This is a genomic window from Paenibacillus sp. QJM3NY_38, assembly GCF_056173265.1.
Genome location: NZ_JBWBUJ010000004.1, coordinates 1 through 14,663, shown reverse-complemented (window position 1 = coordinate 14,663; position 14,663 = coordinate 1). Strand labels below are relative to the sequence as shown.

Sequence of the window (14,663 nt, the reverse complement as noted above, 5' to 3'; positions counted from 1 at the left end):
CATACAACAAAAAAGGCAACCCACAATAGAAGGTTACCAGCCGTAGCACCGTGCTGTATTTTATAGATATATATATATCTATTTATCTACTCCCCCCCGCGCCCTAATAGTTGCCGTTATGAATGTCCTGCTTTCGCTTCCATATGGCTTCGGGATCGGGGGCGTCTGTATCTGTTGGTTCATCTTTCTTCCAAAACTTCCACGACTTCTTTTTAGATGCGGCAATCATCTGCCTGGTGGTCAAAACTTCCCTTAAAACATTAGAAATCCCGTTGCTTTGTTCATCTAATCGCTTGTGCAGCCTGGCGATCTCTTCGGATTGTCTGACCAATAACTCGGCCTGTTGCTGATTGTGTTCATTCATGAGTTGAATCATGTTCAATAACTCTTCATGTTGCACAGCGTATTGCTGAATCTGTGCTTCATCCGGCTGAATTACGGCGGGCGCTACGGAGTCAGACGCCCCGCGATGCCTTGCGGCTATTACCTCCGCGCATTTTTCCACCGTCAATCCCGTACGTTGTTGTAGCGCCTGTAACTCTCGGAATGCCGTAGCGTCTATTTCGGTATACTCTCGGTTGTTCGATGCGTCACGCTGTATAACATACCCCTGGGCTTCCAGCGCCGCCGCATACTTCCGAACCGTAACGGTCTTTACGCCTAGAATCTCGCTTATTTCCTTACTTCCTATCATGTTCCATATCACCACCTAAGACGGATTAGAGCGCGTGACATATCCGATATGGACAGGCCCTCTATATCTTCTAATGTTAAATCTGACCATATGCCAGCGTCAACATAATCCGTGAAGCATTCTCTTAGCGCTTCCTCGGTCGGCTCCTCATACGAATATCCGGCCGCATCGAGTGCGCGCCGGATTTGTGACCGTTCTATCCCATCGGTAAACCTTTGCCATGCGGCTTTAGCCTTGTCAGCGGCTTCTGCCGCGCTTCCTGGAGCCTGGTTCATTGATTCGCCTGCCTTTCTCTTGACCATCTTCGCCAAGCGTTTAGAGCAGCCAAATATTCTGCCTGGCTTTCAAAATGATCGGGATTCGGTACATACTCCCTCGATTTTTTCGGTTTCTCCATCCAAGAAATCACCACGATCATGAAAATAAATCCCAACACAATCCAAACGAACGATAACCATCCAGCCGTTATGTCATCAAAAAGACGGTATAACTTATCAATCAAATTACTATAGCTTTCCATTTTATTTCACCCTTTCACAGCATTAACGCGCCAACATATGTACAAAATATTTCATTTGGTGAATATGTCTGGCGCTCTGATCCTCAAATTCAGCCATTTTTGACCGTGAGCGCCGTTTTTTCTTCCGTGGAACAATTGATTTTTTACCCTAAATTCGATAATTCACGATCTCTCGATTGCTTCGAATTGCTTTCGTTTTCTATTCGATTCATTTAGCAAAGTACCGTCTGAAAACCCGATCATGTAACCCAGGACAATCAACTGTTTTTCCTCGAGCGTGTGATCCAGGCGGCAAACCAAGTCTAGGGCATTGCTTTTTGCGTATTCTAGTAGCTGCTCGACTGTCATTGTTTAGAAAACCCACTTCCAATTAGAATTTTTGTTCGGTTGAAATGCATGCAGAACCATGCGCGGTCGGGGCTGATCGGGGGTGGCCTTGTATCCAAAATCCCGATCGAGGATCCAAATGATGTATACAAGGACAGCGCCGATCAGCCCCGACCGCGCGCAGCTGCCCTCATTTTCGAACTTGCTTCATGACCTTTTTACAGCGGCAATGATAGATTTCAAAGTCGAAATACTCCATCGGTGAGGGCCGATTAAATAAATGAATGTGTCGGCCCGTTGCCTTCTCGATCTGTTCCAGAAACCATTCAATCCCTCTCATTGGCCTGATACCTTCAAGTTCTTGTAAGTCTCAAAAGCCACCATAGGCATTTGAAGCGAACCTTGATAGCAGTCGCCCAGGAACTCAAAAACTGCCCCATCTGTCCGTAATCCTAATTCTTCTTTGATTTCCTTAAACCGGACCTTCGAATCCTTGCCTAAGTCCACCATATGTTGCTCCTGGTAAGCCCTCAGATCGTTTTTTTCTTTTTCACTCCGGTGATAGTACGCCAAAAGCTTCTGAATCACTTCATATTGCGTCTTACACCGGAAAGTGTCGGACATTTCATTTAGTTCGTCCCGCAGTTCCGTTGGGACTTGGATCGGTGTTCTTGAACTCATATGTATACATCCTCCTCGTGGATCCGCGCAGCTGCAGGTGGTTTTCGTATACAAAACGAGCTGCAGCCAGGTTGTTTATGTATACAAAACACGCATTGCCGGCGCGCGGATCGGGCCGCAGCTGCCAGGATGTTGTATACATTAGATACTGCCTTGATTGTGTTTCTCCTCTGCTTCCTTAATGTAATTCTGGTGATCGGCAAGCAAAATCCGTTTTTTCTTTTGATCCATGTACAATGCCGTCAGATACGACAGCGCCTGTGATTCTGTTTTCAATCCTAATTCTTTTCGTATGGACTCAATTTCATCCTTTACCACGGGTATAACCTTGATGTTCTTCCTGGTGTCCTTCATTACCCCTCAACCTTTCTACGGTTTTCTAAGACCTTGGCCCGCGCTTGATCCTCCGAGTAGCCGCGGCGAGTATAAAACCGTTCTTCTGCATTTTCAAGTTTCCTGTCCACTTTTTCCGGAAGTTGATCCGGTGCCCAACCTTCAGTAATCGCCCGCCGCAGAAAGCCCGCAGGATTGTTCACACGGCGCGGAGACATCCGCAGAATTAAAAGCAACTCTAACACCCGATCGAACGCCAGGGGCCACAGCAGCCCCCTTATTTCGTCTGTTGGTTCCGTTAGCGTAGCAATCCGGTAAGCCTGGTCAATCGCTTCTGATTTGTTCATGGCTCCTCACTCTCCCTACAAAAATAACCCCTATCGTTCCAGTACATTGTTTATTTCCATCTTATGTATCCATAGTATCACTTTATGTATCCAAAATCAAGTTATTTGGATACATTTATTTTTTTATTAAACTTTATAAAATTAACGGACGATATATTATTAGAACAACAAGGAGGTTGATAGGCAGTGGGCAAATTATCTTTGACGCGTAGACCTGGGGAAAGCATTGTTATTGATAAAAAAATCAGAGTTACGGTGATGGTTATCAATGATGTGCCTAAGCTAGTGATCGAAGCACCAAAAGATGTATCAATAATCAGGGAAGAAGTGCTTAGTGCCGAAGACATCGCAATATGCAGGGAGAACGGACTCTCCCTAGCTTGAAAAACCACATGGAGGTAGATTTAAATGATTATCAACCACAACATTGCAGCTCTGAACACGCACCGTCAATTGAGCGTGAATACTGCAAACACGCAAAAGAACATTGAGAAACTGTCTTCCGGTCTTCGCATCAACCGTGCTGGTGATGACGCTGCTGGTCTGGCAATCTCCGAAAAAATGCGCGGTCAAATCCGCGGTTTGGACCAAGCTTCCCGTAACGCTCAAGATGGTATCTCCTTGATCCAGACAGCTGAGGGTGCTCTGAACGAAACTCAATCCATCCTGCAACGTATGCGTGAACTTGCAAACCAATCTGCAAACGGTACTAATACGGAATCCGATCGCGGTGAAATTCAAAAAGAAATTAACTCACTGACTTCCGAAATCAATCGTATCGGTAACACAACGGAGTTCAATACACAAAAATTACTGAATGGTGATAAAAACGGTGCTGGGTCTGCTGCAGTAACAGCAGTAGCAGGCGAATTTAAAGTAGGAGTAGTCGATCCAGCAGCTGGAATTACAATCGATGGTACTACCATTCCTGCAGCAGCCGGCCAGGATCTTGCTGCTCTGATTACTGCGATTAATGCTGATACAACTTTAAACGCGAAGTACACAGCAGCAGCAGGCACAGGAGCAGATGCTGATAAAATTATCTTGACTCAAGTAGCAGATGCAGAAGCTGATACCACCCCAACTATTGGTGGCGGTACCCTCCTCGAAACAATAACAAAGGGTGTAGCAGCAAAAGAAGCTGTTGTAGCTGATGATGCTAAGAGTATAAAGTTCCAAATTGGTGCAAACCAAAACCAAAGTCTGACTCTTGATATCGCTGATATGAGAGCATCTGCTCTGGGAATCACTACTGCTGGTACAGGCGATAAGCTTGCTGTAACAGACGGAACAAACAACACAACTACTGAACAAGCTCTTGACGTAACAACTCATGAGGGCGCAGCAAACGCCATCACAAAAATTCAAGCTGCTATCGATAAAGTATCTTCCGAACGTGCTAAATTGGGTGCGAATCAAAACCGTATAGAGCACACAATCAACAACTTGGGAACTTCATCTGAGAACCTGACAGCTGCTGAATCCCGTATCCGTGATGTTGATATGGCAAAAGAAATGATGGAGCAAACCAAAAACAACATTCTTTCTCAAGCTGCACAAGCAATGTTGGCTCAAGCGAACCAACAGCCACAAGGTGTTCTTCAGTTACTCCGTTAATCTTCAACAAAATCAAGAGAGCGCCTTCGGGCGTTCTTTTTTTTTGTCTATATTTCACCATACGCCTAGGGTTGTTGTGCCGCTGGTGCGGCGAGGGGTCTCTGTTTGGGGTCATCCTTCACCCTTTTTCTCCATCTCTTTTTTGTCTTGTGGATAACCTCCTCGCTCACCTTCAACTTATCCCCAAGATCGTCAAGAAGGTGGCCTTGCTCCGCAAGCCTTAAGGGATTTAAAGCATGCTCCCCACGCCCGCCCCTGCGTTTTGCGGCTCTGATCTTTGGCTTGACAGGTCTTGGTTTTCGTGTTGGCGGGCGAAGGGGAGGAAGGAGAGAGCCGCAGCCCCCCTAATACGGGAGGGGCTACGGCTACTTAAAACCTTGAACGTGTTGGCGTTCTCGGGTTCTCGGTCGCTTCGCTTGCTGCAATTCAACGTGTCCAGGTCGTGCGTTACCACGTATAGTCTAACTAACTCTTGCAGGCAGCCAGGGCCGTTTAAGGCCCTCACGGACGGGAATGCGGTCGTTGGAGTCACAACGCCGCTCTGGAAGGTGCGGACAGGCGTAAATAGACTTTTACCCGTCTTACGGAGGACATCCCCAGCGCTGCCGATCCTGGACGTTACGCCTAGACTGTAAAAGCCCGCCAGGGGATCGCTTCGGGGAGAGTGGGACGACTTACCATCACCATCAATGAAGAGCCTTAAAAGCCTGTTCAAGTTTGTTTAACGTCGTTTTGGTGGCACTCTGACCGTCTCCGACCATCGCCCGATATTTTATTACTTGCCGTCTATCATTTTTTTGCTTATGTACTCCAAACTCACACGAAATGCCTTTTGCCTGGTCGTTCACGTTCACACAGCGATTCTAACCGCCCTATAAGCCCATTTCTTGAAACACCCTTACAAAAACAAAGGCTTTTACGCCTGTCCTTCTAAATGCTTGTAGAATGCACGTGGTAAGGTGTGTGGTTAAATCAAGAAAACCGGATACATTTGATAGATTCATAGATATGTAAGCAAGCAAAAAAGGCCCCCGATCCGCAGACATGCGAATCAGGGGCCTTTATGTATCTGAAAACCTATTGAATACACGAAAAAAATCCGGTACAATAGTATCCAAAGCCATGTTTTAGCGCGCCTGTTTCTCCGATCTGCAACATCGGTTAAGCAGCATAGAGTTTTCCAGACTCTAGCCGCCGTGAAACGTGGTCTTTTCTTTTAATTAAGAAAATCTTACCACGAGACTACTGAATTATGCTAGAGTTTTTTGTCAATCCATGCCGTAAAATTTACGAACGTGCATACTATATAGAATTTACGTTCGTGTTTTTTGCATCTTTATACCCTTGTTTTGGTAGCATTCAGGAACTAAAGTTTGGCTATTGCCATCCCTTTAAACCCGTTTATATTAGGCTCATAGAACCTGCCATCGCTCTCTATGTATAATCGTTCCTGGCGTAACGTAAATGTTCTGATTTGCCATTCCATCCCCTGTACAGACTGCATAAGCTTGCTGTACATTCCTCCGTCAATAACATCTGACCGAAAAGCTTTTGTTATGTCCCGTTTGATCCCGTCCATCTTACCGATCAGCGTCTGCGCTGCTTCCATGCCCACTTTATACCGCTCTAACATTGGCTAATTCCTCCCTGTGCTTCTTTTTTAACTCTTTGAATTCAGTCCATTTGAAAAGCCTAAACAACCAAAGTCCTGCATATAGAATTGGGATTACAACCGCTATAAACATAGCACCTATCGCGCCTATCACATGTTTCGCTTCGTTAGTGCTAAGTGAATCGTAAAAAGCATTGAATACTTGAACGTCTGCTGGCGTGAAATTCTCCGTGATATATACGGACATTCCTACGAATAAGACAACCGCCAGAATCATCACCGCAAACTCTAAAATAAATAATACAACCCTCGATTTATTCGCCTTGATCCATGCCCCTACTTTCATCTACCGCGCCCCTCCTATGCGTTTACAGCTTCTTTTTCTTCGTAGAGTTCATTTAGATACTTGGTATACTCCAGATCGCTTAATTCGTCCCTGGAGAGCACGTAGTACGTTTTTCGTCCAATCTTAATCATGCGGTCGCCGTTTTTTCGCTTGCGCTCCCAATGCAGACAGCGCCCCGGCACCAGGAAGCGCCCAAACATTTTGGCGGTCTGTTCGGCTATTGATACACTCTTCCAGAAGTGATATTCATTCGACATTTTAGTGTACTTAATTGGATGCATGGACGGGTAATGGTACAACAGGGCTTGCGGATCGTTCTTTAATTCCTCGGCTGGCACGATAGTCATAATTTAATTTCCTCCTCGCTTCGTCATGTACTCTTTCGAGTTCATCCATAAATTTTTCTGCAGCACGCTCTGTTTTCGGTAGTGGAAACCCATTAACAAAAGAATGTGAGTCAAACAAGTTCAAGGCATGAATTTGTTTGACTTTCCCGGCCCCCAGGAACCGCGAGTGCAGGAATTTACCCAGTCGTCCAAAACTATCTGCCTGGAAATCGTAATAATCTAGGTGCATGCCTTTGTTCCCCATAGGCCGTACATGAATCAGGATTTCTAACATCTCCCTGATTCGTGTGTCCAGGCGGTTAATGGATGGTGTTGCGAATATTTGGATACTTGCCATCTTTCGAACGAACGTCAGAATGTCTGTAGCAAGTGTGTTTTCAAATTTAAGTGATTTACGGCTGTCAAAAGATCGGTGGGCCTCGTCCCATACGCATATGCTGCCATGGGCTTCAGCTACTTTAAACCAATCTTCTGCAACCTTCATCCGTTGAGCTCCTTCCAGATCGTAATTAGCGAATAACTGGATTGTGCCCCCCTGACTTTCGATGGCCTGTTTGTACAGCCAGGCCATCATAGATGCTGTTGTCGTCTTACCAGCCCCCAGGTTGCCCATTACACCGATAATATGTGGCATCGATCATCACCCCTTCCCGGCCTTCACCATACGCCCATCAGCCATGATGACGGGTTTAGGCGGCTTTGGTATGAGTTCCTCAATCGTGCGCAGGAATGTTTCTGTACGGCTCACAGCGCGCTTGTAATCGCCTGTAACGGCCTTAATGATCCCTTTATAGGGATTTGTCTTGCCGTGCAGTCTTTCGTTGTTCCCCAGGTCTTCCAGAAGCAATATAGCGCGAACCTGTTCCTCAGATAGTGGGGCCGCATAATTGGTCATGAATTCTAAGACTTGTTTGACATCCGAAACGTGCTGTACGTTCGGGAACAGATCGTCATTAATGACGGATTGGATCTTGTCGGCGTTGTTCATCGGTGCGCTGCTCATATTACTTCACCGCCATCATGATAATAAGGATTAGGACCACCACGGCACCGATCATAATTTTCCCAATCGGCAGATTCGCCTGGACAGGCTTTTCATTTTCGAAGTGCGTTATGGCCCGCAGCACTGTGCTACGCTCCAGGGCGGCGATACGCTGGCAATCAACCACATTATCAATCGTGGACGGAAACAAAAAGATACGCCCTTTCCGTCCGGTGTAGGCTCTTACATCTCCAATCGGTACCGAGTAATTTCCGTTCACGGATTCCGCATATACACGCTCAGAATCTACATCGTACACCGGAGCCATATCGGCCGTTCCATCGTCTTTAAATACCATCAGGACATCTTGTGGTTCATACGATTCTTTGTTTTTTCCCAGCATAGTTTATTTCGCTCCCTTCGCTACTTTCGGCAGATGTACCACGCTGTTCATGCGGGCCTTTATTTTGATCTTCTGCATGATCCACCAGGCAGGAATCCCGATCATGGACACCCCCAGGGTTAACCCTGCCCCAATAGCGAAAAAGTAACTAAATACGTTTGCTTCCATGCTTCCACTCCATTCTCAATTTACTTTGTATACAATTTCGTCCGGAAAGATCTCCTGCAGCTGCGTTTTCTGTATACAAAAACAGTTGGCCAGGCGTCGATCGTGTATACAAAACACTTCGTGCCGGCTCCTGGATCAGTGCGCAGCTGCCAGGATTCCGTATACAAATTGCTGCAGCAACTTACCACCACTTACTTCCGTCCTTAACGGCAAAGTAGAGCCGCATAATCGTTTTAATTAGTTGCAAGACCGCCAGTAAGATGATGGATGATAACAGGGCGTTTATAACCCCCTGCATCGAGGGCGGCAGATAGCCGAAAAAGCTAAAGAATTTATTTAAGCTGATGCCATGGGATGCAACCAGGCTTAGATTGTCGAGATAGTCCCTTGCCATTCGTAGGAAGGTGATCGGAGGGGCAAAGATCGAATCCACAAAGTTTCGTATGGCTGGCGGTAAAAAGTAGTCATACACCGTCAATCCCCCCCGTTCCGTATGCTTCCTAGAATCCGAATCGCCGCAAAGGCTGTTGCAAACCAGATACAAAAATGAAGTACCAGGGCCAGGGTGTCGAGTTGGAAGTAACTCAGACCGTCTGAAACGCCCCGTAGGACTCCTGTCCACTTCCCATCGTTCGGAGAGGTCGGAGTATATGTAAAACCCGCCAGCGTAACGAATATGCCCTTTACAAAGGCAACCAGGAGTTTACCCATCATATAGAACACTTGAATGAGCATAACCGCTAATTCAGCGATCTTGTAGACCAGGTAAAACACCAGGGCAATGATGACGAAAATCGGCTGTAGCAGCGTCTTTAAAAAGTCGAACAGCTTCTGGAACAGCCATCCAAATAAATCTGCGAGGAACTGGAACAGTCTTCCGAACATCCGCTGGAAGAATGTCCAGGTCGCTTGTAGTATGTTTCGAATCATATACGGAAGTGTTTGCTTGCAGTCCGTACAATGCGGTAGATCGACCCGAAGATACTATCCGCAAAGGCCAGGCCGCAAAACACCAGGAGTGCCGGGCCAATAAATGCAATGTTCTGCACCGCTATACCCATGATTTCTGTTGCAGACATTTTCCATCAACTCCGTTGCATATTTTTCTTACTTACGTACTGCACCAGCCATAGAGCCAGCTTGTACAGCACGGGAGAAAAGATGATAGCCAGGGCGAGGATGATCCATTGACTATACAAAGCCAGGAAGCTAACCGCCGACTTCAAAACCTCTGGTACATCCAGGAAGTCGGTGCCTTCTCCCCAATCCCCCCCTGGGTTGCTCGGCTTGCTTCCTCCCTCGCTGCCATCTTCAAAAACCGCCTTGACTTCGGCCTTATTGGATAAGGCTCCTGGAATGTATCCCATCGCCTTTGTGATCTTGTAGCTTGTTACTCCTGGCCCTACATTGGCAATGAGTCTGCCGTTAAAATAGATGTTGTAGGATACCGCATTCGGGGTCGGCTGCCATTTCACTAACAGATGATCAGGCATTTCTTCCTGTTCACTTTCCGTCTCGGCCTTTTTGGTTTTGAATTCTACAACCTCCGATTTACCCGATACATTCCCAGCCTTGTCCTGGGCAACCACATAAAGCTTATAGGCTGTGTCTGTTTTCAATTTTGTAAGATTGTAAGAGGTCCCCGTTAGTAATTTGTCGTTTATCTTGTGTTCGTCCAGATAAACACTATATCCAGCAATATCCTCCGACTCGCTTGCTGTCCATTTTGCCGTTGCTTCGGTTACTCCTGGAACAACACTTAAGCCTGTAGGTTTGTCTGGCGGGGTTGTATCTGGCGGCGGCACGATATAGGTTATGCTTGCGCCAGTATTGGTAAATTCTTTGTTTTGGGTATCCTCAGACGTCACTCTAAAACTGTACTCTTTACCTGGCTCCAAATTCCGGATCGTGTAAGACGGTTGAGTCTGAGAGGTTCCGATTCTTATCCCATCTTGATAAACGTTATACTGTTTCAAAAATGATGACTTAATGGGATCCCATTTAAGCGTTATAGATGTACCAAAGGTATCAGGAACTGCAGTTATAGTTAGGTTCTCGATAACGAATAGAGCAGCGTCTGTATTTGGCGGTGGTACATAAGGTCCGAAAACATCAAACTCTTTTACGGTAGGACTAGTTGCAAACGGATTAGACAGAGCAACTTTAGTTACGTTTTTATAAGGACCATTATCAACGGGAACCTTGATATTACTAGTGCCGTTTTTAGCACTCACTGTTTTAACAGTCCCATCGGCAAGATAAAAAGTAAGTCCCAAAGCGCTAGTGCCAAAATCATGAAGAATTGTGTAAGATTCAATATCAACCGGATATTCAAAACTGTAATAAGCAACTGAATTGTTGTATCCTTTTCCGCTAAACGGAAAACCAGTAATAAAATTATTATCCGTTATAAAATCAGTTGACGTTGAAACAGTGTCTACATTTTTACCGACATACATGGTCTTCCCGTTCAGCAATCCACCAGGAAGTGCAAAAGATGAACCGATCGGGAATGCTACCAACATCAGAATAACTAGCGCCAATAATTTTTTCAGTTTAATCACCTACCTTCTGCTCACTAGCCTGTGGTATTGGTATAGGCCCGTCAGTTGCATCCGGTATCACTGGCCCACCTCCCGGATCGGAAGGCTTCGGAATCTCAGACGGTGGAATGTTGGGCGAAGGCGGCCCGCCAGGTGTCGGGATCGGACTCGGTTCCGTCTTCGGTGATGGTGGCCCTCCGGTGTTGGGTTTATCTGGGTTTTTGATCCCTTCCGAACTATTCCGGGAATCGCCTGGAAGAACCGGAACCCCTGGATCGTCATAGTTCATGTTGGATAGTGGATCTTCCACCCGAAACGGCTTCGAATTATCCTCCACCCTAAAGGTCGGTGCATCTTCTTCAATCCGAAATGGGATCTGACCATTATTGAACTCCCCTGGAACCATTGGTTTTAAATCTTCCGTTTCCGGTATGTTTGTAGGGATGTTAGGTAAGCTTGTTTCCGTCTCCTGTCGGATTTCCTCTTTGCTTGGTGGCTCGGGAACGTCCCCCAGGTAATCAGATAAATGCCGTATCGTTGCACTACCAATCTTATTGGCGATATCATCCCAATCTGGCGGCGGCGGTAGCGCATCGCGTATCGCGTCGGACAGGTCACCCATAGCGACATCCCAGCCTGGACATTTCAGTAATTCATCCAGCTTGCCGCATGTATCACACGTGCCGCCGCCTGGAGTCTCACCCCCTGGGTCTTCACCGCCCCCACCAATTACGTTTAAATCCGATTGACCAATCGGCTTACCGGAATCATCGACCGCCACGACCGAATAACTCCCCGAACCAGGTTTTTCATAAAGCGTCTCTGACGGGCTTTTCGTCGCAACTTTTTGACCATCCTTCCATATCTGAACTTCTTTGGTTCCTGACGGTGGATCATTCCAGACCATATCACCGTTTGGGTCAATCCTTGCATTCAATTCGTTCCGACCTGCGCCCTCGTCATCCTCATAAGACTTACATGCTGGATTCTGAATTTGCGTGGTTTGCACCTCAGCTGTCTTACCGATCAGCTTCCCCGAAGCATCGAAAAAATTCAGGTTGTATGTACCGTTACACGTTAAATAGTGGATGCCTGTCGGCTTGAAATCGTAATCCAGCGTGTACACCGTCCCGGACTGTGTTTTGAAGTATAGTTGATATTTCGCCGTTCCTGCCGGGGCTGTATAGTCTATCCGGTATTCATCCCGATAAGGAACGTAATATGTGTTGCTTGGGGATGTAGGGACGTTTCCACCGCCGCCCGGATCGGGAGGATCGCCGCCGCCTGGCGGCAGACTCCCTATAACTTTAAAGCCAACAATTTCTAACCATCGTTCCCTAGAACCATCTGACGTCAGTGTCACAGTCAACCCTTTAGATGGATTACTCATAAGCCCCGGTCCAACCGCAAATACGTTTGGCGTTCCCGGTTCGCTGTTATGCGTATTTTTCACACCATTATCAAAGGTGACAGTCACATAATTGTTCACGTCCAAAGTTCGGTTTGTCTTCAGCCTAACCTCAGACAGATATCTGCCGCCTGCTTCGGCTGGCTGGAACTTACCCCCGCCTAACGTTACTGTTCCTCCCGAACCTTCCGGAAGGGTTACACGATAATCCGTTACTTCAAATTCATCTTCGCTAATAGGCGTAATGGCTGCCATGACTGTGAGGGCCGGGAAGATAAAGGACAGGATAAGAGTCAGGAGAAATGTCTTTTTCATCTAAACCCCCCTTACTGAAAAATAGCCCAGACAAATTTGATTGTCTGGGCTATTCCCTCAGCTTGTCTTACTTCGCGGCAAAACGTCTGCTGACGTAGCTTACAAGTTTAAGGGCGAGTCCGTACAGCACTGGCGAGAAGATAACGCCCAGGGCGAGAAGAATCCAACCGCCGTACAAACCGAGAAATCCTGTTGCCGTTGAAAGCATGCCGTTCACATCGAACGGAAGTGTAATTCCTGATACATCTGGTGGTGTTGCTGCTGCCATAATAAAATTCCTCCTAAGAATGAAATAGTTTTTTTATAGAGAAGGGGTATCCCCTGTGCTCACTTAGTAATATTTGACTTCGATATCATCATCATCTGTGTTTCTTCTCCGTCCCGATCCGCGCTGTTCGTCCCTAGCTTCCAGGGGCGCATCAAGTACCATAGTCAGTACGATAAACGCCACAACCGCCGCTATGCAGATCATGAAGATCGGCATGTTATAGGCCAAAAACCATTTTACGTTTGTCCAAAACTCAGCCAGTCGTTCAGCGGTAAACCAAGTGCTCGGAAGTCTTGTTCCTGATAGAATCATGACTTGGCCCTCGATACCGCCCTAATGATGATCGTTAGCAACATCCCCACTACGATTACCGCTATGGGTATCATGACGAACGGTGATGCTGTCGCCGTAAAGTTACGGAACATTTGCCAGAAGAATGTCCAATCCCACACGTCACTCACGTTCATACTCGCGCCCCCTTTCTACGGTGTGCCACACCTGGAACACGGTATGTATGACACCCAGGGCGAGTGTGAACGATCCAAGCAATAACAACAGATCGGGATTGCCCAGGAACCACACAAGCGCGGCCCCGATCAGCGACGACATGCGACCACCACCCTAATCAGAAAACGGGCCATCATGCCGACAATAACGGGTACAGATACCGCCATACCAATCGCTACGGCTGTAGAATGGGGGTCTAAATGTTGAAGCATCCTAGCCCCTCCTCCATACCATATTCAGCAGCCATTTCACGACCTGGAATACTACCAAAAGGAATATGGATGCCGCTATTAAAGCATCTCCCAGCGTCATGGTTTTGTCGAAGGTTAACGTATCGCCGTTAGGCAGATATGTCTTCTCGGTTGTCTCGATTTTATGTACTTCCTCGTCCTGGAGAATGTACATGATTTCGGTCAAATTCTCTTCAATGACTTTCAAATCATGACCGCTTTGCTGTTCTTCTCCAGGTGTCGGGGCTTCGACTTCCCCTGTCGTTTCCTCCTGGGTTGATTCGGTCGGCTGCTGCTCCGTACCGTCTTCCTGTTCAGGAGTCGTTATGTTGGTTTCTTCATTCTGTGATGTGACGTTTTCTTCGTTCAAATCACCACCTCCGCGAATTCAAAGCAAAAAGAGGTGCAGCCATATGCGGCTGCACCTCTCCCCTACATTTACACAAATAACTAGGCATATTTATCCTACCCTGCGACTATTGCGCCCAGAATAAAAATACACTAGGATGTGTTAAGGGGGTAGAGCGGTGCTGACGCTCTGACCCGTAAACCCGTGAGTGCTACCAACACTCGCGGGTTTTTTGCTATTCGCTTTGTTTGTTGATTCTAGGATAGCAAGGTTTCCACCATTTGTCACCGTGCGCTATTTTATATAATTAACTACTCACACAATGAACAAATTTTTCAAAACTTTTATCCGATAAATCAACATTTTCGAGCAAACCCCTGTTCCAGCTTTATTGCGAACAAATATTCTATATTGAATTTTTGTTCCTATGTAATCTTAAAAAAAAAAGGGCGGTATGTCTATACTTTATTTGGAATATTTTTCGATCAATAACTTCTCTATCACTTTTTTCGGTATTCCCTCTTTCGCTATTTCGTCAATCACTTTTTGCTGTAAGTTTACGCAGATCGTTTTAACCAATTCGCTTTCTGGCTTTCTTTTTCTACCCACGGAATTCCCCTTTTCAATCAATACCCGATCAAACTCCTTTTGTTTTTTTCTTTTAAG

General features: G+C 46.4%; 25 protein-coding genes. 2 read left to right on the top strand and 23 right to left on the bottom strand.

What is annotated here, in order from left to right:
• Positions 1 to 103 precede the first annotated feature (103 nt).
• The 6 genes from AC0VZ8_RS35430 to AC0VZ8_RS35405 form a co-directional block, all read right to left on the bottom strand.
• A complete protein-coding gene (locus tag AC0VZ8_RS35430; protein WP_475488017.1) occupies positions 104 to 694 on the bottom strand; it encodes a MerR family transcriptional regulator in 591 nt (196 codons plus the stop codon).
• A gap of 8 nt (positions 695 to 702) precedes the next feature.
• Positions 703 to 969 carry a hypothetical protein gene (locus AC0VZ8_RS35425; protein WP_475488016.1) on the bottom strand — a complete coding sequence of 89 codons (267 nt, stop codon included), beginning with the start codon at positions 967 to 969 and terminating at the stop codon, positions 703 to 705.
• Positions 966 to 1,214, bottom strand: a complete 249-nt coding sequence (locus AC0VZ8_RS35420; protein WP_475488015.1) for a hypothetical protein — start codon at positions 1,212 to 1,214, stop codon at positions 966 to 968. Before AC0VZ8_RS35420 ends, AC0VZ8_RS35425 begins: the two co-directional genes overlap by 4 nt.
• Positions 1,215 to 1,877: 663 nt before the next feature.
• Positions 1,878 to 2,222, bottom strand: a complete 345-nt coding sequence (locus tag AC0VZ8_RS35415; RefSeq protein ID WP_475488014.1) for a hypothetical protein — start codon at positions 2,220 to 2,222, stop codon at positions 1,878 to 1,880.
• A 141-nt stretch (positions 2,223 to 2,363) separates the two neighbouring features.
• Positions 2,364 to 2,576: a hypothetical protein gene (locus AC0VZ8_RS35410; RefSeq protein ID WP_475488013.1), complete on the bottom strand. Its 213-nt coding sequence runs from the start codon at positions 2,574 to 2,576 to the stop codon at positions 2,364 to 2,366.
• Positions 2,576 to 2,902: a hypothetical protein gene (locus tag AC0VZ8_RS35405; RefSeq protein WP_475488012.1), complete on the bottom strand. Its 327-nt coding sequence runs from the start codon at positions 2,900 to 2,902 to the stop codon at positions 2,576 to 2,578. The genes AC0VZ8_RS35410 and AC0VZ8_RS35405 overlap by 1 nt, the downstream gene beginning before the upstream one ends.
• A gap of 186 nt (positions 2,903 to 3,088) precedes the next feature.
• Here AC0VZ8_RS35405 and AC0VZ8_RS35400 point away from each other — a divergent pair, with 186 nt between their 5' ends.
• Together AC0VZ8_RS35400 and AC0VZ8_RS35395 are read left to right on the top strand one after the other, a co-directional pair.
• Positions 3,089 to 3,286 (top strand): carbon storage regulator, encoded by a 198-nt coding sequence (locus AC0VZ8_RS35400; protein ID WP_475488011.1) that lies wholly within the window; start codon positions 3,089 to 3,091, stop codon positions 3,284 to 3,286.
• Between the two features lie 24 nt (positions 3,287 to 3,310).
• The gene (locus tag AC0VZ8_RS35395; RefSeq protein ID WP_475488010.1) at positions 3,311 to 4,519 is read left to right on the top strand and encodes a flagellin N-terminal helical domain-containing protein; all 1,209 of its coding nucleotides are present in this window, start codon (positions 3,311 to 3,313) and stop codon (positions 4,517 to 4,519) included.
• 1,366 nt (positions 4,520 to 5,885) lie between these two features.
• On the opposite strand, the gene AC0VZ8_RS35390 is transcribed toward AC0VZ8_RS35395, so the two are convergent.
• The 17 genes from AC0VZ8_RS35390 to AC0VZ8_RS35310 form a co-directional block, all read right to left on the bottom strand.
• The gene (locus tag AC0VZ8_RS35390; RefSeq protein WP_475488009.1) at positions 5,886 to 6,152 is read right to left on the bottom strand and encodes a hypothetical protein; all 267 of its coding nucleotides are present in this window, start codon (positions 6,150 to 6,152) and stop codon (positions 5,886 to 5,888) included.
• Entirely contained in the window at positions 6,136 to 6,477 is a 342-nt protein-coding gene (locus AC0VZ8_RS35385) for a hypothetical protein (protein WP_475488008.1), read from the bottom strand. The genes AC0VZ8_RS35390 and AC0VZ8_RS35385 overlap by 17 nt, the downstream gene beginning before the upstream one ends.
• A 14-nt stretch (positions 6,478 to 6,491) precedes the next feature.
• A complete protein-coding gene (locus AC0VZ8_RS35380) occupies positions 6,492 to 6,824 on the bottom strand; it encodes a hypothetical protein (RefSeq protein WP_475488007.1) in 333 nt (110 codons plus the stop codon).
• Entirely contained in the window at positions 6,745 to 7,458 is a 714-nt protein-coding gene (locus AC0VZ8_RS35375) for an ATP-binding protein (protein WP_475488031.1), read from the bottom strand. Before AC0VZ8_RS35375 ends, AC0VZ8_RS35380 begins: the two co-directional genes overlap by 80 nt.
• 6 nt (positions 7,459 to 7,464) lie before the next feature.
• Positions 7,465 to 7,827 (bottom strand): hypothetical protein, encoded by a 363-nt coding sequence (locus AC0VZ8_RS35370; RefSeq protein ID WP_475488030.1) that lies wholly within the window; start codon positions 7,825 to 7,827, stop codon positions 7,465 to 7,467.
• Position 7,828: 1 nt separating this feature from the next.
• Positions 7,829 to 8,209 carry a hypothetical protein gene (locus AC0VZ8_RS35365; RefSeq protein WP_475488029.1) on the bottom strand — a complete coding sequence of 127 codons (381 nt, stop codon included), beginning with the start codon at positions 8,207 to 8,209 and terminating at the stop codon, positions 7,829 to 7,831.
• 3 nt (positions 8,210 to 8,212) lie between these two features.
• Positions 8,213 to 8,377, bottom strand: coding sequence for a hypothetical protein (locus AC0VZ8_RS35360; RefSeq protein WP_475488028.1), 165 nt, complete (start codon positions 8,375 to 8,377; stop codon positions 8,213 to 8,215).
• Between the two features lie 181 nt (positions 8,378 to 8,558).
• Positions 8,559 to 8,849: a hypothetical protein gene (locus tag AC0VZ8_RS35355; RefSeq protein ID WP_475488027.1), complete on the bottom strand. Its 291-nt coding sequence runs from the start codon at positions 8,847 to 8,849 to the stop codon at positions 8,559 to 8,561.
• A gap of 2 nt (positions 8,850 to 8,851) precedes the next feature.
• Entirely contained in the window at positions 8,852 to 9,307 is a 456-nt protein-coding gene (locus AC0VZ8_RS35350) for a hypothetical protein (RefSeq protein WP_475488026.1), read from the bottom strand.
• A 155-nt stretch (positions 9,308 to 9,462) separates the two neighbouring features.
• On the bottom strand, positions 9,463 to 10,941 hold the full coding sequence (locus tag AC0VZ8_RS35345; protein ID WP_475488025.1) for a fibronectin type III domain-containing protein: 1,479 nt from the start codon (positions 10,939 to 10,941) through the stop codon (positions 9,463 to 9,465).
• Positions 10,934 to 12,643, bottom strand: a complete 1,710-nt coding sequence (locus AC0VZ8_RS35340; RefSeq protein WP_475488024.1) for a hypothetical protein — start codon at positions 12,641 to 12,643, stop codon at positions 10,934 to 10,936. The genes AC0VZ8_RS35345 and AC0VZ8_RS35340 overlap by 8 nt, the downstream gene beginning before the upstream one ends.
• 67 nt (positions 12,644 to 12,710) lie before the next feature.
• The gene (locus tag AC0VZ8_RS35335; RefSeq protein WP_475488023.1) at positions 12,711 to 12,911 is read right to left on the bottom strand and encodes a hypothetical protein; all 201 of its coding nucleotides are present in this window, start codon (positions 12,909 to 12,911) and stop codon (positions 12,711 to 12,713) included.
• Between the two features lie 63 nt (positions 12,912 to 12,974).
• A complete protein-coding gene (locus AC0VZ8_RS35330; RefSeq protein WP_475488022.1) occupies positions 12,975 to 13,223 on the bottom strand; it encodes a hypothetical protein in 249 nt (82 codons plus the stop codon).
• A complete protein-coding gene (locus AC0VZ8_RS35325; protein ID WP_475488021.1) occupies positions 13,220 to 13,378 on the bottom strand; it encodes a PTS ascorbate transporter subunit IIC in 159 nt (52 codons plus the stop codon). The genes AC0VZ8_RS35330 and AC0VZ8_RS35325 overlap by 4 nt, the downstream gene beginning before the upstream one ends.
• Positions 13,365 to 13,520: a hypothetical protein gene (locus AC0VZ8_RS35320; RefSeq protein WP_475488020.1), complete on the bottom strand. Its 156-nt coding sequence runs from the start codon at positions 13,518 to 13,520 to the stop codon at positions 13,365 to 13,367. Before AC0VZ8_RS35320 ends, AC0VZ8_RS35325 begins: the two co-directional genes overlap by 14 nt.
• Before the next feature lie 111 nt (positions 13,521 to 13,631).
• A complete protein-coding gene (locus AC0VZ8_RS35315) occupies positions 13,632 to 14,018 on the bottom strand; it encodes a hypothetical protein (protein WP_475488019.1) in 387 nt (128 codons plus the stop codon).
• 444 nt (positions 14,019 to 14,462) lie between these two features.
• The gene (locus tag AC0VZ8_RS35310) at positions 14,463 to 14,627 is read right to left on the bottom strand and encodes a hypothetical protein (RefSeq protein ID WP_475488018.1); all 165 of its coding nucleotides are present in this window, start codon (positions 14,625 to 14,627) and stop codon (positions 14,463 to 14,465) included.
• Positions 14,628 to 14,663 lie beyond the last annotated feature (36 nt).